The organism is Foliimonas ilicis (genome assembly GCF_039939195.1).
Classification (GTDB): domain Bacteria; phylum Pseudomonadota; class Alphaproteobacteria; order Rhizobiales; family Rhizobiaceae; genus Foliimonas; species Foliimonas ilicis.
Genome location: NZ_JBDUUH010000003.1, coordinates 275,455 through 297,485, shown reverse-complemented (window position 1 = coordinate 297,485; position 22,031 = coordinate 275,455). Strand labels below are relative to the sequence as shown.

The window sequence follows — 22,031 nt, the reverse complement described above, 5'->3', positions numbered from 1 at the left end:
CAATGGCGCCGGATGCGGAAGAAATGGTGGTCAATTCAGACCTCCATTGCCTGCAATCAAAATGTTGACGCCAGCGTCTTCCAGCATCTTGGCATCCTTGTCGGAAATGCCGTCATCGGTGACGATCGTGCCGACGCGCGTCAGCGGCAGGACGACATTGCGCGGGCGGATACCGAATTTGCGGCTGTCCGCAAGCACGACAATCTCGTCGGCGCATTGGCTCAACTGATCGATTGCACGAAGCAGAAGGGGATGGGATTCGAGCAGACCATCCTGGCTGATGCCCTGCGTTCCAAGGAAGAAACGTGAGGCAAAAAATGGAATTTGTTCATTCGAAAGATCATGGATCAGGCGCGGTTCGCGGTAAAATTCGCCGCCAGCGAGCTTGAGATGACAGGTGCCGTGTTCACCGAGATAGGCGGCAAGCGGCATGGAGTTCGTGTAGATGCTCACATTGCGCCGCGCCAGCAACACGCCAAGATTGTAGCAGGTCGATCCGGCATGAACGATGATGGAATCGCCGTCATGGACAAGTCCTTCGGCCTTCCCGGCGATCGCCTGTTTTGCCTCGACGGCGATGTCGCGATTCTCGTCGTAAGGACGGGCGGATAGCCGATCGACTATCGTGCCTTCCGCCAGCGAAATGCCGCCATAAACTTTGCGCGCCTTACCGATGTTGTGGAGTTTATCGATGTCGCGCCGGATCGTCGCTGCGGACACACCCAGATGCTCTTGCAGATCGCGCACCGATGCGAACGGGCGCTCACGCAAAACATCCGTGATTATCCTCTGGCGGTCCAGATCGCTCAACCAGTCCTCCCCAATGATCCTCATTCATTGATGATTGAATATAATCATAGCACAATGCGTGACGCAAGAAGGAGGGCGTAAAGATTCTCAATCTTGACGGCAGTTAATCACAGCCGTATCATTTTTGAAAAAATTCGCTCATACATCTGCTGGAGAAACGCCTCATGTCGCAAGTAGCTGCGCGGTCCCGCCCGCAAGACTATTCGGATTTCCTGCAGCTTTCGGCCCGGCTGGGCTCCGACATCACGCGTACTCAGGGTGCAGGCGGGAATACGTCGATCAAAGAAAACGGCATTATGTGGGTCAAAGCCTCCGGCACCTGGCTGTCTCAGGCCGAAGATCGCGAAATCATGGTTCCGGTGGAAGTCGCACCGCTGATTGAAGCGTTGAAACAAGGCGATCCCCGTGCCGAAAAGGCAACCGATTTCGTCGTCGATTCGATCAATGAGAGCGGCTTGCGTCCCTCCATCGAAACCAGCTTTCATGCAGCACTTCCGCAGGCTGTCGTTGCGCATTTCCATTGCGTCAACACGCTTGCATTGGCTGTTCTCGACAATGGCCGGACGCTTATCGAGCAGAGATTGGCGGCAAACGTGCCCGACCTTATCTGTCGTTTCGCCCCCTACAAACGGCCGGGCGTGCCGGTCGCGCTGGAAATCCTGAAAGTTGCTGGCGATCGACCGGACATTCTCGTCCTCGCCAATCACGGCATCATCATCACTGCCGATACGGTGCAAGAAGCGGTCGAGCGCATCGAGCGCGTGACGGCCGCGCTTGCAATCGAGCCGCGGCCGGTCGCGAAGGCAGATAGTCAATGGCTGGAAGCCGCCGCAAAGAACTCCACTTATCGCGTTGCAGCCGATGAAGCGACCCATGCGACGGCACTCGATCCAGCCGGCTTGAAAGTCGCGCTCGGCGGTTCGCTCTATCCCGATCACGTCATTTTTCTGGGTACCGAGATCGGTGTCTTGGGTGACGGAAAGTCGGTCAACGATCTGCTTTCGGAGTTTGCAGCACGCGGCGCACCTGCACCCAAAATGCTCGTCGCGGCAGGAAAAGGCGTTCTTCTGTCGAATGATCTGACGCCGGGTGGCGAAGCCATGGCGCGTTGTCTGGCGGAGGTCGTTATCCGTGTACCGGAAGGCGAGCGCATCCGCTTTCTGACCGATGCCGAGGAATACGAGCTCGGCAATTGGGAGGCCGAACAATACCGCCAGTCTCTCGACCGCCAGACGGCGGGACAGTGAACATGGCGGCGGTCGCGCTTGGCATCGACATTGGCACATCCGGCGTTCGCGCCGTCGCGCTCGACGCAAGCGGCGAACAGGTAGCGGCGAGTTCATCGCCTTTCGCATCGGCTGAAGAGACCCGGAAACCATCGGCCTGGTGGTCCGGCGTCGAGTTCTGCCTGAACGAGCTTGCCCGGAAAATCCCGCTGGATTCGATACGCGGTCTGGCAGTCGATGGCACGTCCGGAACAGTGCTTGCCCTGGACGGCGGCAATGCGCCAATCGGTGACTCCCTGCTCTACAACGATGTCTGCCCCGATGCCGATGTCGTCGCAGCGATCGCCAATGCCGCCCCCTCTTCCAGCCCCGCACGCGGTGCAAGCAGCGCCCTTGGCAAGGCGATATTTCTGTCGCGAAAAGCAGGCGCAAAACGCGTCGTGCATCAGGCCGACTGGATCGCGATGCAGCTTGGCGAAGGCATCGTCGCATCGGACGAAAACAACGCCTTGAAAACCGGTTATGAACTGGCTTCGGAAAGCTGGCCGGACTGGCTGGAAAGCGCTGGCATGGATCGCGCTTTGCTGCCGAAAGTCCAACGCGCAGGCTCTGTGATCGGACCTGTGGGCGCGCTTGGCCGCGAACTTGGCCTGCCCTCCACTTGCCAGATTTTTGCCGGGACCACCGATGGATGCGCATCATTTTTGGCAACGGGCGCGTCCGAGATCGGTGATGCGGTGACGGCACTCGGCTCGACGCTGGTCCTGAAACTTGCCTCCGATCGCCAGATCGACGCTCCGGAATTCGGCATCTACAGCCACCGCGTCGGCACGATGTGGCTGGTCGGCGGCGCGTCGAACACTGGCGGCAACGTCATCCGCGCGCTGCTCGGTGATGACAGACTTGAAGCGCTGACCGCAGAGCTGGACCCGGCCACCCCGACAGGGCTGGATTATTATCCGCTCGTGAAACCCGGCGAGCGCTTTCCGATCAACGATGCAAACCATCAACCCCGCCTCACACCAAGACCTGACAATGACGCCGTGTTTTTTCAAGGCATTCTTGAAGGCATTGCCGAAGTCGAAAGACTCGGTTTCGAGCGCCTGAAATCCCTTGGCGCGCCAGATTTGCGCTCGGTTAGAACCGTGGGCGGCGGCGCGCGCAATGCGGCGTGGCAGCAGATCAGGCAGCGAAAGCTTGGGGTGCCTTTTCTTGAGGCGCGCTCGGTCGATGCGGCAGCAGGAACCGCGATGCTTGTCTTGCGAAACGGAGCCGCGTCTTGAAAAACGATCCTGCCTCCATCGATCTTGCCGGACTGATCGACCGCTACGAAGTGTTTTTCATCGACCAGTTCGGCGTGCTTCGCGACGACGAAAAAGCCTATGAAGGTGCCGTCGACGCCCTTGAAACCTTGAAAAAAGCCGGAAAAACCATCGTAATTCTGTCGAATTCGGGTCGCAGTGGCGAACATAATGTCAAACGTCTGGCACCCTTGGGTTTTGCGCCTTCCAGTTTCGATCATTTCGTGACGTCCGGCGATGTCGCTTACGCGATGCTTGCCGGATCAGCCACAAGCGGCAAATGCTTTACGATTTCGAGCGGTGGAGACACCGATCTGGCTGACCGACTTGGAATGGAAAGCGTGGAATCCTCAGTGGATGCCGACATCGTCATCATTTCCGGTAGCGAATCCGAGCGGATTGCAATGGACGACTATCGCGAAATGCTAAGACCCGCCGCCGAAAATAACCGACCTTGTTTCTGCACGAACCCGGATCTGCTGAAGCTGTCCAAAGGCACTGTCGCGCCCGGTGCAGGTGCGATTGCCGATCTCTATGAGGAGCTTGGCGGTTCGGTCACACGGATCGGAAAGCCATTCGCCGGAATCTACGAATACGCGCTGCAACTTTGCGGCATAGCCGACAAGGCGAGCGTCATTTGCATCGGCGACAGCATCGACCACGATATTGCGGGAGCCGCCAATGCGGGCTTGCAATCGGTTTTGGTCGAAACCGGAATTCTTTCCGACAAGAACGCCGAGGAGCGTAACGCTCTGATGGCCGAGATCGACGTCTGGCCAACTTTCATCATGAAACAATTTCGCGCCTGACCTCTTGAAAGACAGTCTGCCGCGTGCTCGCCTGTCACGAAATAGCATTCAAGAGGGAGCAGGCTTTGCCGGTACGCGTCGAGGAAAACATCTGGATCGAAATGAGCGACGGCTGCCGCTTAGCTGCGCGTCTCTGGCTGCCGGATGATGCCGAGCAAAATCCGGTTCCTGCGATCCTCGAATATATTCCTTATCGCAAGCGCGACGGCACCCGCACGCGCGACGAGCCGATGCACGGCTATTTTGCGAGCAAGGGCTATGCCGCGATCCGGGTCGATATGCGCGGGTCAGGCGAATCCGACGGGCATATGGCCGACGAATATGTGCAGCAGGAACAGGACGACGCGCTGGAGGTCATAGACTGGCTGTCGCGTCAGCCATGGTGCTCCGGCAATGTCGGCATGATGGGGAAATCCTGGGGCGGCTTCAACTGCCTGCAGGTCGCCGCACTTCGTCCCCCGGCGCTCAAGGCGATTATCCCGGTCTGCTTTACCGATGATCGCTTCACTGACGACGTGCATTATATGGGCGGCTGCCTGCTGAACGATAATCTCTGGTGGGGCGCGATCATGATGGCCTATCAGTCGCGCGCGCTCGATCCGGTCATCGTTGGCGAAGAATGGCGTGAGCGCTGGCGCGAACGGCTCGAAACCCTGCCGCATTTTCAGCATCTCTGGCTGGAGCATCAGCGTTACGACGACTATTGGAAGCACGGATCGATCTGCGAGGATTTTTCCAGCATTGAAGTGCCGGTTCTTGCGTGGAGCGGATGGGCGGACAGCTATACGAATGCCGTCTTTCGCGTGATGGAGCATCTTTCAGTGCCGCGCCGCGCAATCGTCGGCCCTTGGGCGCATGTCTATCCGCATGACGGCACGCCGACGCCTGCAATCGGCTTTCTTCAGGAAGCGGTTCGCTGGTGGGATCAATGGCTGAAAGGCATCGACACCGGCATCATGGATGAGCCGATGGTGCGCGCCTATGTCGAGGCGCCAGTGCCGCCAACCGGAACGCGTATGCATGCGCCGGGCCGCTGGGTTGCGGAACCATCATGGCCCTCCCCCGGCATTGAAGGCCGGACGCTTTGGCTGAACGATGGCGGCAAGCTTTCCACTGATGCGAAGCCTGTAGCAACGCTGAAAATCCGCTCGCCGCAGAGCACGGGTAAAGCAGGCGGTGAATGGATGGGTGCCGGTTGCCCCGGCGAAGCGCCCACAGATCAGCGACTGGACGACGGCAATGCGCTGGTGTTCGACAGCGATCTGATCGAGCAGGATTTTGAAATACTCGGCGCCCCGGAACTCAGCCTGCGGCTCTCGGCAGATGCGCCGGTTGCGCAGATTGCGGTGCGGCTATCCGACGTCCTCCCGGACGGACAGGTGACGCGTGTCAGCTATCAGGTGATGAATCTCACGCATCGCGACAGCCACGAAAATCCCGAACCTCTGGAACCCGGAAAATTCTACGATGTGAAGGTCAAACTTTGCGACTGCGGACATCGGTTCAATGCGGGTCACAAAGTCCGTATCGCGATTTCGAGTGCGTATTGGCCAATGGTCTGGCCAGCGCCGACAGCGGCCACGATCTCGCTGGTCGCCGGTGAGAGCAGCGTCAACCTGCCGGTGCGCCGCGCCGTGTTGCAAGACGAAGGCGAAGTCGTGCTTTCCGAACCGGAGCAGGCAGCACTCACACCCATTACCACGCTCTCCGAAGGAAGCCTCCTTCGCTACACGATGCAGGATCATCTGACCGGCGACACGCTCTATGTGACGGATGGCGAAGGCGGGGTTTTCGGCGAGGGTATCTACCGTTTCGACGAGATCGACACGCTGGTTGAACACAGTCTGAAGCGCGAGATGACCATCAACGACAATGATCCGCTCTCGGCCAAAGGCAAGATCATCCAACGCTATCGCACAGGGCGCGAAGGCTGGATGACGACCGTCGATCTGGTAACGGAAATGACCTGCGACTTTGAAAATTTCTATCTGACCGCAAAGCTCGAAGCGTATGAAGACGACACGCTTTTCTTCGAAAAAAGCTGGTCGGAGACGACAAAGCGCGATCTGATCTGAACCGGAGATTCGGCCGCGTCGTGCGGCTGTCATGAGGATTGTGCGAGATGCTGATTGGGATTGATTGGGGCGGCACCAAGATCGAGGGCGTCGCCATGGAAAGCGACGGTCGCGAGTTGCTGAGGCTTCGCGAGCCGACTCCGCGCCATGATTATTTCGGCTGCATAAAACTCATCAAAGAGATGATCGACGGGCTGGAGAGGCAGACCGGGCAGCAGGGTTCAATCGGCATCGGCATTCCGGGTTCGCTTGAGCCGGTCAGTCGTCTTGGCAAAGGTGCAAGCTCAACATGGCTGCTCGGCCAGCCCGTCGAAAAGGATTTGCATGCCGCGATCCAGCGCGAGTTACGCGTTGAAAACGATGCCGACTGTTTCGCGGCCTCCGAAGCGGTCGATGGTGCGGGCGTCGGCTACAATGTCGTTTTCGCCGTCATTCTGGGTTCGGGCTCTGGTGCGGGCATCGCGATCAACGGCAAGGCACATCACGGTCCCAACAATAGCGGCGGCGAATGGGGTCACAACCCGCTGCCCTTCCCCGATACGACCGAAATACCCGGACGGCCATGTTATTGCGGACGGCATGGCTGCATGGAAACATGGGTTTCGGGACGCGCTTTCGAGGCCGAATATACCAAGCACACGAATGTCGAACTCAAGGCGCGCGAGATTCTGGAAAAGAAACGCAATGGCGACCGGCTGGCGGATATGTTGTGGGAGCGGTATGTCGATCGTGTCGCCCGCGGCCTCGCCACTGTGATAAACACGCTCGACCCCGAAGTGCTGGTGATGGGCGGCGGCATGTCCAATATCGAAGAGCTTTATGAAGATTTGCCGGTCGAACTCGCAAAGAGAACGTTCTCGACCGTATTTCACACGCCAATCCGCAAAGCTGTCCACGGCGATTCAAGCGGGGTCCGGGGTGCTGCCTGGCTCTGGAAATAACCCAATTAATTCATGCGATTGAAAGAAAAGTAATGACCGATACTGCCATCGCCGCGCGCTATGATTTTGCGATCTCCCTCATCCGCGAAGCGGGCGACCTCGCGCATGGTTATTTCCGTGATCGCGGTGCGTTGACGATTAAAAGCAAGGGTTTGCAGGATGTGGTCAGCGAGGCTGATCTGAACACCGAGCTTTTGATCCGCGAACGCCTCGAAAAGAATTTCCCTGAAGATGCCTTTCTGGGTGAGGAAACAGGGCTTTCGGAATTCAGCACCGATCAGGGTATCTGGGTGGTCGATCCCATTGATGGAACGCAGCCCTTCGTATCCGGCATGTCGAGCTGGTGCGTTTCCATCGCATTCGTAAAGAACAATGAGTTGCAGTTCGGCATGGTTTACGCGCCTGAACGCAACGAGCTGTTCGCGGGCGGCATCAATTTCCCGGCGACACTGAACGGCGCTGCAGTCGAGCGCCATGCGGGGCGCTCGATCAAGGACGGCATTGTCGGCATAGGCTATTCAACGCGTATAACGCTGGATCAATTCCTGCCATCCTTCGAACGCTTCCTGAAAGCGGGCGGCATGTTCTACCGCGATGGTTCCGGCGCATTGTCGCTCTGCTACGTCGCATGCGGCCGGCTGCTCGGCTATATCGAGCCGCACATCAACTCATGGGATTGCCTAGGCGCAATCGCGGTCATCCGCGCTGCCGGTCTTAAGACAAATGACTTTCTGGCAAATGACGGCCTGCGAAAAGGCAATCGTGTCATTGCAGGAAATGAGAGCGTCTATGCCGAATTGGAAGCGCTTTACGTCGACTGATGGTTATTGTGGTAGCCTTGCACAGCCTGCATGTGGCAGGCTGTGCAAGGCATAAAGGGAGGCTATCATGACGAATTCTGCACCCATGAAACACGAAGAGCTTCTCGGCACAGGGGCAGCACGCTTCGCCGATATTGTCGGCTACATTCTGGTCTTCCTCATTTACTGCATGGCGTTCTGGCCAATCGTCAAAACCTGGATCTGAGTCTACCCGCCAAACCCATCACATTGGACATTCTCACTATCCATGTTGGCGGGGTCAAAATGGATGCCGGTCCGCATACATTACGGCTGCGAGGATGCTCTCCCCGCCGGCGGCTGGCATAGTTCAGGCAATTCAGTATTCGAGTGTCAGCCGCCTGCCCTATGAGTCCTGCTGCGGTTCGAGCGCGTCATTCAAACCGTCGCCGAGCAGGTTGAAACCAAGCACGATTGCTACGATTGCCAGCCCCGGCCAGACAGCCATCCAAGGCGCCTGCGTCAGGAACTGACGCGCAATATCCAGCATGCTACCCCATGAAGGTGCAGGCGGACGCTGGCCCAATCCAAGAAATGCGAGGCTTGCTTCTGCGAGCACAGCCGTTGCCATAGTGATGGTGCCCTGTACGACGATCGGGGCCAGAACATTCGGCAAAATGTGGGAAACAATCACATTGTAATTGCGTACGCCGAGCGATTTAACCGCCGTAATGTAATCCTCGACCTTCACGGTCAGCACCTGCCCACGCGTCAGCCGGATGAAGATCGGCGTTGCCGAAATGCCGATGGCGATCATCGCGTTTTCGAGGCTCGGTCCAAGGAAAGCGGCGAGTGCGATTGCCAGGACCAGAAATGGACAGGCAAGCAATGCGTCCGTCAGGCGCGAAATGATCGCGTCGAGGATGCCGCCGAAGTAACCCGCGATCAGGCCAAGCGGAACACCGATTGCAATCGCAATTGCCACGGAAATGACGCCAGCCATCAACGATGCGCGCGCACCGAAGATAACACGCGAGAGAATGTCTCGGCCAAGATCGTCGGTGCCAAACCAATGCAGCGCCGACGGCGCCTGCCGTATCGCCATCCAGTCCGACTGATTGGGATCGAAAGGCGCGAGAATTGGCGCAAAAATCGCGACAGCGATGAAGAATAGGACCATCGAGCCGCCGATTATCGCGCTCGGCTGGCTAAGGCAGCGTTGAAGCGCCGATTTCCTGCGGCGCGGGCGCGGCGCGTCCATGGTCGTTTCCACCGTGCTCATGACCGCAACCTCGGGCTCAGGATGAAATACGCAATGTCGGCGATCAGGCTCATCAGCAGGAACATCGCGGCAGCGCAAAGAACCACTGCCTGCACCACGGCGTAGTCGCGGCTGAAGACACCATCGACGATCATCTTGCCGAAGCCCGGAATGCCGAACACCTGCTCGGTCAGCACCGCACCGGAAAGAAGTTCGCCAAGATGAAGCGTACTCGTCGTGACGACCGGAATGAGGCCGTTGCGCAATGCATGGCGCGTCACCACGACATATTCGCGAAGGCCCTTTGCGCGCGCCGTGCGGATGTAATCCTGCTTCAGTGCGGTCAGCATGGAACTGCGCGTATGGCGCATCACGATGCCAGCGGCGGCAGTGCCGAGAACCAGGCTGGGAAGAATCGTGTAGCGCAGATTGTCGATGGGAGATTCGAGGAAGCTGACATAGCCGCCAGAGGGCAACCAGCCAAGGTTTACTGCAAAGAACAGGATGAGCATGATGCCCAGCCAGAAACTCGGCACGGAAAGCCCCGCCAGCCCCAATATGCTGATGCCGTAATCGATCGGCGTACCGCGCTTGATCGCGGCCACAACACCTGCCGGAATTCCGATCACCAAGGCGATAATCATCGCCATGACCGATAGCTGGATCGTCACCGGCAGCTTCTGCAGGATCATTTCGCCAATCGGCAGACGCGTCCTGATCGACAGGCCAAAATCGCCTTGCAGGATGCCGCCCAGCCAATGGATGTACTGGACCGGAACCGGCTTATCGAGACTGTATTTCGTGCGCAGGAATTCGATAACAGCGGGATCGCGTTCCTCGCCTGCAAGCGCCAGCGCCGGATCGCCCGGCAAAAGCTTGAGCAGGCCGAAAACCAGTATCGAGACCAGCAGCAATGTCGGTATGGCGACGGCGAAGCGTCTAAGCACAAAAGCGATCATAAGGGTCTCGAACAGAATTGGCAGTGAAGGGTCGGGCGCCCGAAAAACTCCCGGACGCCTTGTTCAGAGCAGCGTTATTGAGCTGGTTTGATGCCTGCCAGACGCAGGATGCCGTCGGGATATATCTCGATGCCTTCGACATTCGCGCGCGCGGCATAGAACCAGTTCGGATGATAGAGCGGGATCGTCGGCAAATCGGTCAGGTAAAGGGCCGTCGCCTGCTTGTAGAGCTCCTTGCGCGCTTCTTCATCCGAAGCCTTGCGGGCGGCCATCAGGATCTCATCCATTTCAGGATTGTTGTATCCGTTGACGTTCTGGCCGCCGGTGCTGCCATAGAAGGCAAACAGCGTCGGGTCCGGATCGGGGCGGCCGCTCCAATTGCCGATATAGAGCTGGAAGTTACCGGCAAGGTAGCGCTCGATGGCCGACGCAGTTTCGAGCGGAAGCAACGTCACATGAAAGCCCGCCTCGCCTGCCAGCGACTGTACGATCTGCGCGACGCGACCATCCGAGAGCGAATTTTCATAGGTGATTTCGATCTTCGGAGCATCGCCGCCGACTTCCGCGATCAACGCCTTTGCGGCATCGATGTCGCGCGCAGGAACTGGATTGTCCTTGCTGTAGAACGCGCTTGAGGGCGGGATCATCTGGTTGTCAGCAAGGAACTCACCGCTGAAGGCGACCTGATTGATGACGTTGCGGTCGAGCGCGAGCTCAAGCGCCTTGCGCAATTTCGGCTCTTTGCCGATCGGCGTGCTTGCCTGATCACCCTTGCCGACATTGACCATCAGATGCGAAACGGCCAGGCCCGGTGCTGTGTGGAGCGCCAGCGATGCATCTGAACGAACGGCCGGAAGATCAGTCGGCGCAACGCGTTCGGCGACTTCGAGATCGCCAGCCTGCAGGCGCGAAAGGCGCACTGTGGAATCCGGGATGTAGAGATAATCCACCGCATCGTAGCCGATGTTTTCGGCATTCCAGTAGTCATCATATTTTTCAAGACGAATGACGTCGCGTGCACGGCGCTCGGTCAGCTTGTATGGGCCGGAGCAGACGGGATTGGCAGCGAATTCAACGCCCTCGCCCGCAGCGGCCGGCGAAACCATCATGCCCGCACGATCCGTCAGCACGGAAAGAAGCGGGGCATAAGGCTCGCTGAGCTGCAATTTGACATGCGTTGCATCGACGACTTCGACCGACTTGACCGGGGACAATTCGCCCTTGCGGCGCGAATCCTGCATCGTCTGCATACGCTCGATATTGAATTTTACGGCTTCCGCGTTGAATGGCGTGCCGTCATGGAAGGTGACGCCTTCGCGCAAGGTCAGGTTCAGAACCGTGTTGTCGTCGCTCCAGTTCCATTCGGTGGCGAGCTGCGGCACGATCTGCAGATTTGCGTCGATATCGACAAGCTTGTCGCAGAGAGCGGCGAAAACGATACGGCCTGCATAAGTTCCGCCGGTTGCAGGGTCCAGCGCATCAGGATCGTCCTGCATGCCCACGCGCAAAGTCGTAGCACTCGCCGAACCCATTCCCACTGCCAGCATGCAGACGGCTGCCAAGAGCCCTTTCGACATTCTCATAATTTGCCTCTCATTCGGCGCTTGAGCGCCTGACATAATTCCCAACGGAATCGATCCAATCACAGCATTTCCAGTTTGTAAAGCTGGCGCACTAATTATTGAAGATACGGCCCTGTTTTCGCGCTGATTGCAAAATTCACGACTTGACGAAAAGCTCTTTCCCTATAATTTGTTCCTCAAATTGACTAATGCGGCGTTGAAACATGATCGAATCTCCATCCACGCAGACCGTAAGGCAGGCAACACTGCGCACGGTTATGCACGCCGTCTGGGATCAGGGCCCGATCTCGCGGGCCGAGCTGGCCCGCATCACCGGCCTTTCCAAACAGACCATGTCCGAGGTCGTTCGCGAGCTTGAGGAAGGCGACTGGCTTCGCGTCACTGGCCGCACGCAGGGAAATGTCGGCCGCAGCGCCGTCACCTATGAAATTCAGGCTAAGCGGGCGCTTATTCTCGGCGTCGATCTCGGCGGCACCAAGATTCATGCCGCACTCGCCGACATGGAAGGCAGCATCGTCAGCGAAACGGTCGAAAAAACCGATCCCCGCGGTGGTCTTCACGTCATCGAACAGATCGCGCGATTGAGCGATAACCTCGCGCAAAGCGCCAACGTGGACGCCCGCACGATCCGCGTTGGCGTCGTCGGCATTCCCGGCGCCTTCAATCCGCGCACCAAGCGGCTGATCATGGTGCCCAACATTTCCGGCTTCGAGCAGCTTGCCTTTGAGGAAGAACTCGGTGCGCGGCTGGGCTTCCGCATCGTTGCCGGAAACGATGTGAACATGGCCGCCAAAGGCGAGCAGTGGCTGGGCGAAGGCAAGAGCACTGACAGTTTCGTTTTCATCGCGGTCGGCACCGGCATCGGCATGGGCATCATCAATGAGCGTCGCATCGTCAGCGGCGCGCGCGGTGCCGCTGGTGAAATCTCCACGCTGCCCATCGGCGCAGACCCATATGATGCGCGTACCTTCAAGTCGGGCGCATTGGAATCGGCCATCGGCAGCGCGGCGATCTGCTCGCGCTACACCGCGCTTGGCGGCTTGCCCGATCTCAGCGTACGCGAGATTTTCGACCGTCTCGGCGAAGGTGACAGCGCTGCAATCGCAACCATCGATGAAGTCGCCAGAACATTGGCGGTTTCGGTTCTTGCCGTTTCGGCAGTGCTCGATCCCCAGAAGGTGATTTTCGGCGGTAGCGTCGGCGCACGGTCCGAACTCGTCGAGCGCGTGGCGCACCATCTGGCGCGCTGCATGCCCGATCCAGTCGATTGCACGATCAGCAGGCTCGGCAGCAGCGCGGGCCTCTCTGGCACGATCGCGATTGCGCTTGAGCATCTGCGCGAAATTCTTTTCGAAGTACCCGCCACCGCTCCCGAAAAAGCCTCGTCAATGGAGCTGGAGCCGGAACTATGAGCGTGATGTCGCGGGTGTTGCATCACCCGAAAATCATAAGCTGTGCAAATGCCGAGAGTGCCTCGAAAGAGGTCGCGCGCCATTTCCAGACTGCGATTTCGGAAAAGCCTGATCTGGTGCTCGGCCTTGCAACCGGCAATTCACCGAAGCGTGTTTACGATCATCTGGTCGAGGCGTACCTGAATGAAGACCTGTCATTCGCCGATGTCCAAAGCTTCAATCTAGACGAATATGCAGGCCTTGCCGCCGATCATCCGGCGTCTTTCGCCGCCTATATGCGCGAGCGGTTATTTTCGAAAGTCGATGTTGAACCCGATAGAACGCACGTACCGAACGGGAAGGCAGACGATCTCGACGTCATGGCTGCGGCCTACGAGGCGGCAATCGCAAAGGCTGGCGGCATAGACATTCAGCTTCTCGGCATAGGCACCAACGGACATATCGCCTTCAATGAGCCCGGTTCGTCCTACAAATCGCGTACGCGGGTCGTCGAGCTTTCCGCTTCCACCATTGCCAGCAATGCCGCGGATTTTCCGGCAGGGGAATCCGTGCCGCAACGCGCGATCACCATGGGCATCGGCACGATACTCGAAGCGCACAAAATCGTTCTGCTGGCCACCGGAACGGGCAAGGCCATCGCCCTGGACCAAGCGATCAATGGGCCGATTTCAGAAGAATGTCCCGCCTCATTCTTGCAACTCCATCCGAATGTGATCATCGTTTGCGACACAGCCGCATTCTCTATCGCGGCGAGTCATCAACAGTCCTGACAGAGGTTCAAGAATGATCGAACGCGACTTTATGAAGCCCGGACGCTCCGTCTCCATCTCCGACAAGGGCATGGCGGCGACGTCTCACCCGCAGGCGACATTGGTTGCCATCGACATTTTACGGGCGGGCGGAAATGCGGTGGATGCTGCCGTTGCCGCGGTCGCACTGCAATGCGTGATCGACCCGCATATGACCGGCATCGGCGGCGATTGCTTCGCGATGTACTCGCCCGCAGGCGGCACGCCTGTCTCGCTCAACGGCTCGGGTCGCGCGCCGAAAGCGGCCAATCTCGATTATTTCCTTGATGCTGGTCTTGAGACCATTTCCGACGATTCCGTACATGCCGTGACGGTTCCCGGCGCCGTCGATGCATGGTGCAAGCTGATCGAAACACATGGCGCGCTCGATATGGAGCAGGTGTTGCGCCCTGCCATCAAGGCCGCTGAAGAAGGCTTCTGCATCACACCGCGCGTGGCGCTCGATTGGGCGCGCTATGGCGAGCGCGTCGCGAAATATCCGGCATCAGCCGCGCAATTCCTCCCGAAAGGCCGCGCGCCGGTCACAGGCGAGCGCATCAGCAATAGCGCACTAGCGGCGACCCTTCGCAACATCGCAAAAGACGGACGCAAGGCGTTCTATCACGGCGATGTGGCTGCCGAGATCGTCGAGACGCTGGGCGCGCTTGGCGGCCTGCACGCGGAAGAAGATTTCACCGGCTATAGCGCATTCGACACCGCGCCGATCAAAGCCGCTTACCGCGGCCACGATCTGCTCGAATGTCCGCCAAACGGTCAGGGCCTGGCTGCGCTCGTCATCGCGCGCATTCTCGACGGTTTCGATCTGAAGGCGCAAAGCCTCACGGATGCCGACCGCATTCACCTTCTCGCCGAAGCGACGAAAGCTGCCTATTCCCTTCGCAACCAGTTGATCGCCGATCCTGAACATATGACGACCGACATCGACGATTTGCTATCGGAAGCGTCGATCTCATCCATCAGAAATCAGATCAGCCTTGAGTGCGCCCTGCCCGCTGGCACCTGGGATGGCCCGACGCACAAGGACACTGTCTACGTGACTGTGGTGGACCGCGACGGAAACGCAATATCGCTGATCAATTCCATCTTTTTCGCCTTCGGTAGCGGCATTTATGCGCCACGTTCCGGTGTGCTTTTGCAAAATCGCGGCGCCGGTTTCTCGGTAAAAAAAGGCCATCCAAACGCAATCGGTCCCGGCAAGTTGCCGTTCCACACCATCATTCCGGCGATGCTCGAGAAGGACGGCAAGACGGTCATGTCCTTCGGCGTGATGGGCGGGCAGTATCAGGCGACTGGCCATGCGCATCTGCTCTCGCAGGTTCTGGACCGCGACTACGATGTGCAGATGGCATCCGACCAGCCGCGCAGCTTCTGGTCCGACGGCAAGCTCGGTCTGGAGCCGACCATCACTGCCGATGTGAAGCAGGATCTGGAGCGGCGCGGCCACGTTGCCGAATGGGTGGACGAGCCGCTTGGCGGCTGTCAGGCCATCTGGATCGACTATGAACGGGGCGTGCTTTTCGGCGCGTCCGACCACCGCAAGGACGGCATAGCGCTCGGCTATTGAGCGCGGCCATCGGGGATTTTCCATGACAGGCACACAGGTCGTTTCGGTTCGAAACCTCAAGCTGACCCTACCGGATGGAGGCGACCGCAAATACGCGCTCGCCGATCTGAGCTTCGACCTGCCTGCGAAGGAAATCCTGTGTGTCGTCGGGGAATCCGGCTCCGGAAAATCGCTATGCGCGCAGGCTCTGATGGGCCTGCTGCCGAAGGCCATCGGCGTCGAGGGCGGCGAAATTCTCTTTGACGGCATCGACCTGACGAAGGTCGACAAGAAGACCATGCGGACCCTGCGCGGTCAGCGCATCGCGATGATCTTTCAGGAGCCGATGACCGCCCTCAACCCGTCCATGCGGATCGGCGAGCAAATCTCGGAAGTCTTCGAAGCGCATGGCTTGCTGACGCCGACCGAACGCACCGCAAAGGCAATCTCGCTTGCCGCGGAAGTCGGCCTGCCGGACCCGGCGCGCATCGTGCGCTCCTATCCGCATCAGCTTTCCGGCGGGCAGCGTCAGCGCGCCATGATTGCCATGGCACTGGCGCTCGAACCGACGCTGCTCATCGCCGACGAACCGACGACAGCGCTCGACGTGACAACGCAAGCGCAGATCCTGCGGCTTATCCGCGAAATCCAGCAGCGACGCGGCATGTCGGTCGTGTTCATCACCCATGATTTCGGTGTGGTCGCAGACATAGCGGACCGTGTTCTTGTTTTGCAAAAAGGCGTGCTTGTCGAGCAAGGCACGGCGGAAGAAGTTCTTCGCAACCCGACGCATCCTTACACGAAGGCTCTGCTAGCCGCCGTCCCCTCCGAAATACCACCGGAACGCGCAGCGCTCGATCAGGAGCCGATTGCCTGCGCCGTCACCGGGCTCAGCAAGACGTATTCCTCAAAAGGCGGCCTGTTTCGTCCTGCTCGCATGGTCCACGCCGTCAAAAATGTAAGCTTCTCGATCCGACGTGGCGAAACGCTCGGTCTTGTCGGCGAATCCGGGTCGGGAAAGTCCACGATTGCGCGCCTCGTCACCCGCATAATCGAGCCGGATGGCGGCTCCGTCGATCTCGGCGGGCATGATTTCACCAAACTGAATGGCGAGACGTTGCGCCGTCAGCGCAGCCGCATTCAGATGGTGTTTCAGGACCCCTTCGCCTCGCTTAACCCGCGCCGCAAGATCGGCCTCAGCATCGCAGATGGGCCGATGGCGCATGGCATGTCGCAGGCGCAGGCGCTGAAAGAGGCCGAACGGCTGCTGGAACTGGTCGGCCTGGACGCACGCGCCGCCGACCGCCTGCCCCACGAATTTTCCGGCGGACAGCGCCAGCGCATCGGCATCGCACGTGCCTTGGCCTTGAAGCCGGACGTGCTTGTCGCCGATGAGGCCGTTTCGGCGCTCGACGTTACGATACAGGCGCAGGTGCTGGAACTGCTTGAAGAGCTGAAATCCAAACTGAATTTGGCGATGCTTTTCATCACCCACGACCTTCACGTCGCGGCCCAAATATGCGACCGGATGGCCGTGATGCGGCATGGTGAAATCGTCGAGATTCGTCCGACGGCGCAATTGTTCGCCGATCCGCAGCACGAATATACGCGCCAGCTTCTATCGGCTATTCCGGGCCACGCTCTGCACTGAAAGTTCGATCATGGACCAACTTTACGCATTTTTCCTCGAATATGGATCCTGGCTCATCGCCATGGCATTCGCCGGTCTGCTGGGTGGTTTCGTCGCTGGTCTTCTAGGCGTTGGCGGCGGCATCATCATCGTGCCGGTGCTTTATTTCGTACTCGGCTCGATGGGCGTGGACGATGCGGTGCGCATGAAAATCGCGGTCGCGACCTCGCTGACGACGATCATCATAACCTCGGCATCATCCGCGCGAAGCCACAACAAGCGCAACGCGGTAGACAAATCGCTGCTGAAATCCTGGGGCATTCCGATTTTCTTCGGCGTCGTCGCAGGCACGATAATCGGCGGCTATGCCAATGGCATGGTGCTGACTTTGGTGTTCGCGACGGTCGCAATGCTCGTTGCAATCAACATGCTCGTTCGCGGAAACAAGGCCGCGATTACCGACGGCTTTCCGAACAAATTCGTCAAAGCGATTTCAGGTCTCGGCGTCGGCCTCTTCTCCGCAATGATGGGTATTGGCGGCGGCACGCTCAGCGTGCCTATTCTAACGGCATTCAATTTCGATATCCGCAAGGCCGTCGGCACTGCATCCGCCATCGGCTTCATCATCGCGATACCCGGGACTATCGGCTATGTGCTGACTGGGCTTGGCGTCGAAGGCCTGCCTCCCGGCTCGGTCGGCTACCTCAACCTCTATGCGCTTGCAGCCTTGGCGCCACTCACCGCACTCATGGCGCCAGTCGGCGCGAAGGTGGCTCACCACATCGACCGGAAGACGCTCGCCTACTCGTTTGCCGCATTCCTGATCGTGACATCGCTGCGCATGTTCTACGATTCAGCGCAGCATCTGTGGGGCTTTTCGCTGTTCAGCTAAGAATAGTTCGCTCGGTAACCATCGCCAGATAGCGGGTCGAGTTTTGCGCGCGCATCCGCGCACGCTCGATGGCTTGCGCTGGCATCACCTCCCTGAAGACGATGAGATCGCGCGGACGATGCTGGACAAGCGCATCGAGATCACTATCCAGAACGGTGGCGATTTTCGGATATCCGCCTGTCGTCTGGTGGTCGGCCAGCAACAGCGTCGGAACGCCGTCTCCGGCCACTTGCACCGATCCCTTCATGACCGGTTCCGAAGGCATATCCAGCGGCGCGCTAGGCGAGAGCGCAGGCCCATGCAGCCGCACGCCCATCCGGTCGTAGGAATCGGTCAGCCGATATGGCGTGGCCAGAAACGCCTCGATCGTTTCGCGTGAGAAAAAGCGGTCCTGCGGACCGAGAACGACATTTATTGCAGCCCTCGGCCGCGCGGTAACGGGGCATGGAATTGTGCCGACACGGTCAGTTTCGGAGCGGGCGTCCGTTACCGTCAGATGCTGACCTTGCTTGAGCCGGCCGCCGCCAAACCCTGAAAGCGCGTGCGTCGAAGCACTGTCGAGCCAGCGATCGGTGATCAGATCACCGGCAAAGGCCAGATACGTCCAGCTTCCCCAATGCCCCGGCCGAATGGTCAGGCGCTCACCCGCGCGCAGCGTCTTTACGACCCATGATCCGACACTTTCACCCGCATGCTCGACGATGAACCCACCACCTGCGACGGCAAAGGTTACCGCGCCCGAAACGCATTCCAGCGCCAATCCGCCCATCGAAATCTCGATCGCCGGCTGGTTTCCCAGATTGCCCAATGCGGCATTCGCGGCGAGATAGGATAACCGGTCCATCGGACCGGAAGCAGGCACGCCGAACCGCATGTATCCGGGCCGGCCAGCATCTTGAACAGCGACGTGCGGACCAGTAAAGCTCACCGCCAGCACAGCCTCACTCATGGCTTCCTCCTGCATCGAACTGAGCGCGCGAGATGCGGCGAAAGCGGACCTTGTCGCCAATGTCGAAAAGGAAGGGTTGCGTTGCGTTTTCGCTATCGAGAATCCTGGTCGGTGACCGGCCGATGATCCACCAGCCGGTAGGCATAACAAGCGTCGTGACAAGGCATTGCGGACCAGCGATCATAACACTTCCTGCCGGAATCCCGCGCACTGCCGTCTTTTTGCGAGGCTGCTGAATTTCCCTGGGAACGCCCGCAAGATAGGCGTAGCCGGGCGCAAAACCATACATGAAGACGCTGTAGTCGCCGCTTAGATGCGCTTCAATGACCTGTTCGGTGGAAAGTCCGCTCACCTCTGCCAAGGGTTGCAGATCGGGCGAGAGGTCGGCTTCATAGCAAACCTCGACGTCCCGCACGGCGTCGGTTTTCGAAATTTTGATGCCGCTGGCAATGAGCTTTGCGGCATTGGCCTCTACCAAAATGTGATCGGTCACGACCGGATCGAAACAGATGAGCAGGTTCGCATAGGCGGGGATGGCTTCGGTGAATCCCTCGAATGGCGAAGCTTTCAAAGCAGCATCGAGCTTGAGCACCTGATCGTGGATGGTCTTGTCGATTTCTTCGCCGAACTCGACAAGCAGCGCCCGGTCGGCAACCGGTCGGTATCGAGGAAATTTCGAGTTTGAACGGCTTGCGATGCTCAAATCACATAAAGTCCTATTTCGAGAACGGACGAACGGCGATGCCTGCCGCTTCCAGTTCGCGGCGTATGTGAACCGCCATGGCGACCGCGCCGCTGCTGTCGCCGTGAACGCAAATCGAATGCGCCTCGAGCCGCACCGGATCGCCATCAATGGTCGGCATGAGGCCGGATGACAAAAACCCGATAAGCCTTTCTGCGGCGATCTTCGGATCGTGGATCATCGCGCCTTCCCGGCTGCGTGGAACAAGGAGGCCACTCGACAGATAGCCACGGTCTGCAAATATCTCACTGAACACGGTCAGGTCGGCGGCGCGTGCCGAATGTTCCAGCTCTGTACCTGAAATCGCCAGCATGGCGAGATCGGCCGATATCGCTTTGACCGCTTTTACGATCCCATCCGCAACCGCGCGGTTATCTGCGGCCCAATTGCCAAGCGCTCCGTGCGGTTTCACATAGCGTATTGTCGTGCCAGCCAGCGCGGCAGCTCCCATCAGCGCGCCTACCTGTGTTGCAACGAGTTGCTCGACTTCTGTGACCGTCAGCGGAATGAGGCGTCGGCCAAAACCTTCCCGGTCGGCAAAGCCCGGATGCGCTCCGGCAATGACGCCCTTCTCGCGGGCGATGCGCAATGTCTCGACCATAGTCGCCGGATCGCCGGCATGACCGCCACAGGCAATGTTGGCGCTGGTGACAACATTGAGGATCGCATCGTCGTCGCCCATGCGCCAGGGGCCGAACCCTTCGCCCAGATCGGAGTTGAGATCGATTGCCAAATTCATGGATCCCCACCTGCGGCTTTGGGCGTTGCACGCGTCGGGAAAACGACGCGGTGGGCACAATCAGCATGTCCACTCATCTTTCTTGCCGACATCGCAGACGACGGCAAGAACTTTATCTGGCTATCACGCGGCCCCGTAGCCGCCAGTCGCCTTGATTTCCAGAAAGTCCGCGAGGCCGAATTCGCCATGTTCGCGGCCGTTGCCGGATTGTTTGAAGCCGCCGAAGGGCGATGCGGCATCCCAATCGGCTTCGTTGATATAGACCATGCCGACGCGTAGCCGACGCGCAATTTGCCGTGCCTTCGTGACATCCCTAGTCTGGATGTAACCGGCAAGTCCGTACACGCTGTCATTGGCGATGCGAACAGCGTCTTCTTCATCGCTGTAGCCTATGATCGCGAGCACGGTGCCAAAGATTTCTTCGCGAGCGATCGTCATTTCCGGGGTCACATGTGAAAACACAGTCGGGCGAACATAGTAGCCCCGATTGAGTCCTTGAGGCCGACCTGTTCCGCCAGCGACAAGTCTTGCACCTTCACTCACGCCGATTTCGATAAGCTTTTGAATTCGTTCATATTGCTGGCGGTTTACGACTGGTCCCTGCTCTGTCCCCTCGTCGCTTGGCGGGCCGACGCGGACAGCATCAGCCACGCGCGCCGCGATCGTCGCGGCCTCATCCATACGATCATGCGGCACGAGCATGCGTGTCGGCGCTTTGCAGGATTGGCCGCTATTCGTGTAGCAGCCATGGACGCCGCGCGTCACAGCTTCCTCAAAGTCGGCATCACCCAGCAGAATGTTCGCGGACTTTCCGCCGAGTTCCTGATGCACACGCTTCACCGTGTCGGCAGAAGCCTTGGCGACGGCAATGCCTGCGCGCGCCGAGCCGGTGATCGACATCATGTCGATATCGGGGTGGCGCGACATGGCTTCGCCGACGATATGTCCCTCGCCGTTGATGTAATTGTAGACGCCCGCCGGAAAACCGGCCTCATTGACCAACTCGCTGAAGCGGATCGAGCTTAGCGGCGAAAATTCGCTGGGTTTTACAACCATGGTGCAGCCCGCCGCCAAGGCCGGCACGACTTTCACGACGAGCTGGTTCATCGGCCAGTTCCAAGGCGTGATGAGGCCGCAGACGCCGACAGGCTCTTTCGAGATCAGAACGTCGCCGCGCAATTCCTCAAAGCTGTAAGTTCCAAGAACCTCGATGATCGTTTCCAGATGGGCGCGCCCAACCCAGGCTTGCGCGCCATGCGAGAAGGTTTTCGCCGTACCCATCTCTTCCGTCATCATCACGGCGAGATCGTCATAATTGCGATTGTAGAGATCGAGAAGCGCACGCAGCAGATCGCGGCGCTCTTCTGGCCTGGTCATCGAGTATGATGGAAACGCAGCTTTTGCGGCGGCAACCGCGCGGTTCACATCCTCCGCATTGCCCATCGCGATTTCGCAAACGGGCTCCTCTGTTGCGGGATTGATGAGTGTGTGACGGGACTGCCCCACAGGATCTACCCACTTGCCGTCGATGAGAAATTTCAGGGCATTTTTAGACATGGGTTCTCCTTCGG

20 protein-coding genes are annotated in these 22,031 nt (G+C 58.9%); 12 read left to right on the top strand and 8 right to left on the bottom strand.

Going from position 1 to position 22,031, the window contains the following annotated elements:
* Window positions 1–30: 30 nt before the first annotated feature.
* Window positions 31–810 (bottom strand): DeoR/GlpR family DNA-binding transcription regulator, encoded by a 780-nt coding sequence (locus ABFT80_RS09525; RefSeq protein WP_347971661.1) that lies wholly within the window; start codon window positions 808–810, stop codon window positions 31–33.
* Window positions 811–974: 164 nt separating this feature from the next.
* Between ABFT80_RS09525 and ABFT80_RS09520 the strand changes: the two genes are divergently transcribed.
* From ABFT80_RS09520 to ABFT80_RS09490, 7 genes are all read left to right on the top strand, one after another.
* A complete protein-coding gene (locus ABFT80_RS09520; RefSeq protein WP_347971660.1) occupies window positions 975–2,057 on the top strand; it encodes a class II aldolase/adducin family protein in 1,083 nt (360 codons plus the stop codon).
* 2 nt (window positions 2,058–2,059) lie between these two features.
* Entirely contained in the window at window positions 2,060–3,319 is a 1,260-nt protein-coding gene (locus ABFT80_RS09515) for an FGGY-family carbohydrate kinase (RefSeq protein ID WP_347971659.1), read from the top strand.
* Window positions 3,316–4,146 carry a TIGR01459 family HAD-type hydrolase gene (locus tag ABFT80_RS09510; protein WP_347971658.1) on the top strand — a complete coding sequence of 277 codons (831 nt, stop codon included), beginning with the start codon at window positions 3,316–3,318 and terminating at the stop codon, window positions 4,144–4,146. The genes ABFT80_RS09515 and ABFT80_RS09510 overlap by 4 nt, the downstream gene beginning before the upstream one ends.
* A 65-nt stretch (window positions 4,147–4,211) precedes the next feature.
* Entirely contained in the window at window positions 4,212–6,221 is a 2,010-nt protein-coding gene (locus ABFT80_RS09505) for a CocE/NonD family hydrolase (RefSeq protein WP_347971657.1), read from the top strand.
* A 47-nt stretch (window positions 6,222–6,268) separates the two neighbouring features.
* Window positions 6,269–7,162, top strand: coding sequence for an ROK family protein (locus tag ABFT80_RS09500; protein WP_347971656.1), 894 nt, complete (start codon window positions 6,269–6,271; stop codon window positions 7,160–7,162).
* Window positions 7,163–7,194: 32 nt separating this feature from the next.
* On the top strand, window positions 7,195–7,983 hold the full coding sequence (locus tag ABFT80_RS09495) for an inositol monophosphatase family protein (protein ID WP_347971655.1): 789 nt from the start codon (window positions 7,195–7,197) through the stop codon (window positions 7,981–7,983).
* 67 nt (window positions 7,984–8,050) lie between these two features.
* On the top strand, window positions 8,051–8,188 hold the full coding sequence (locus ABFT80_RS09490; protein ID WP_347971654.1) for a hypothetical protein: 138 nt from the start codon (window positions 8,051–8,053) through the stop codon (window positions 8,186–8,188).
* A 159-nt stretch (window positions 8,189–8,347) separates the two neighbouring features.
* Here ABFT80_RS09490 and ABFT80_RS09485 read toward each other — a convergent pair whose 3' ends face one another.
* From ABFT80_RS09485 to ABFT80_RS09475, 3 genes are all read right to left on the bottom strand, one after another.
* The gene (locus tag ABFT80_RS09485) at window positions 8,348–9,223 is read right to left on the bottom strand and encodes an ABC transporter permease (protein WP_347971653.1); all 876 of its coding nucleotides are present in this window, start codon (window positions 9,221–9,223) and stop codon (window positions 8,348–8,350) included.
* Window positions 9,220–10,161, bottom strand: a complete 942-nt coding sequence (locus ABFT80_RS09480; protein ID WP_347971652.1) for an ABC transporter permease — start codon at window positions 10,159–10,161, stop codon at window positions 9,220–9,222. Before ABFT80_RS09480 ends, ABFT80_RS09485 begins: the two co-directional genes overlap by 4 nt.
* A 74-nt stretch (window positions 10,162–10,235) precedes the next feature.
* Entirely contained in the window at window positions 10,236–11,738 is a 1,503-nt protein-coding gene (locus tag ABFT80_RS09475) for an ABC transporter substrate-binding protein (protein WP_347971651.1), read from the bottom strand.
* 209 nt (window positions 11,739–11,947) lie between these two features.
* Between ABFT80_RS09475 and ABFT80_RS09470 the strand changes: the two genes are divergently transcribed.
* From ABFT80_RS09470 to ABFT80_RS09450, 5 genes are read left to right on the top strand one after another with little or no spacing between them, the layout of a single operon-like run.
* Window positions 11,948–13,156 carry an ROK family transcriptional regulator gene (locus tag ABFT80_RS09470; RefSeq protein ID WP_347971650.1) on the top strand — a complete coding sequence of 403 codons (1,209 nt, stop codon included), beginning with the start codon at window positions 11,948–11,950 and terminating at the stop codon, window positions 13,154–13,156.
* Window positions 13,153–13,926: a glucosamine-6-phosphate deaminase gene (nagB, locus tag ABFT80_RS09465; RefSeq protein ID WP_347971649.1), complete on the top strand. Its 774-nt coding sequence runs from the start codon at window positions 13,153–13,155 to the stop codon at window positions 13,924–13,926. Before ABFT80_RS09470 ends, nagB begins: the two co-directional genes overlap by 4 nt.
* Window positions 13,927–13,939: 13 nt before the next feature.
* Entirely contained in the window at window positions 13,940–15,529 is a 1,590-nt protein-coding gene (gene ggt, locus ABFT80_RS09460; RefSeq protein ID WP_347971648.1) for a gamma-glutamyltransferase, read from the top strand.
* Between the two features lie 22 nt (window positions 15,530–15,551).
* The gene (locus ABFT80_RS09455) at window positions 15,552–17,159 is read left to right on the top strand and encodes an ABC transporter ATP-binding protein (RefSeq protein WP_347971647.1); all 1,608 of its coding nucleotides are present in this window, start codon (window positions 15,552–15,554) and stop codon (window positions 17,157–17,159) included.
* A 10-nt stretch (window positions 17,160–17,169) separates the two neighbouring features.
* The gene (locus ABFT80_RS09450) at window positions 17,170–18,030 is read left to right on the top strand and encodes a sulfite exporter TauE/SafE family protein (protein ID WP_347971646.1); all 861 of its coding nucleotides are present in this window, start codon (window positions 17,170–17,172) and stop codon (window positions 18,028–18,030) included.
* Here the strand turns inward: ABFT80_RS09450 and ABFT80_RS09445 are convergent.
* The 4 genes from ABFT80_RS09445 to ABFT80_RS09430 all read right to left on the bottom strand — a co-directional run bounded on the left by ABFT80_RS09445 (window position 18,023) and on the right by ABFT80_RS09430 (window position 22,017).
* The gene (locus ABFT80_RS09445) at window positions 18,023–18,979 is read right to left on the bottom strand and encodes a 5-oxoprolinase subunit C family protein (RefSeq protein WP_347971645.1); all 957 of its coding nucleotides are present in this window, start codon (window positions 18,977–18,979) and stop codon (window positions 18,023–18,025) included. The two genes, ABFT80_RS09450 and ABFT80_RS09445, sit on opposite strands and share 8 nt — an antisense overlap.
* Complete coding sequence (locus ABFT80_RS09440) at window positions 18,972–19,676, bottom strand: 5-oxoprolinase subunit B family protein (RefSeq protein WP_347971828.1); 705 nt, start codon at window positions 19,674–19,676, stop codon at window positions 18,972–18,974. Before ABFT80_RS09440 ends, ABFT80_RS09445 begins: the two co-directional genes overlap by 8 nt.
* 19 nt (window positions 19,677–19,695) lie before the next feature.
* The gene (locus ABFT80_RS09435) at window positions 19,696–20,460 is read right to left on the bottom strand and encodes a LamB/YcsF family protein (protein ID WP_347971644.1); all 765 of its coding nucleotides are present in this window, start codon (window positions 20,458–20,460) and stop codon (window positions 19,696–19,698) included.
* Between the two features lie 123 nt (window positions 20,461–20,583).
* Window positions 20,584–22,017: an aldehyde dehydrogenase family protein gene (locus tag ABFT80_RS09430; protein WP_347971643.1), complete on the bottom strand. Its 1,434-nt coding sequence runs from the start codon at window positions 22,015–22,017 to the stop codon at window positions 20,584–20,586.
* Between the last annotated feature and the right edge of the window lie 14 nt (window positions 22,018–22,031).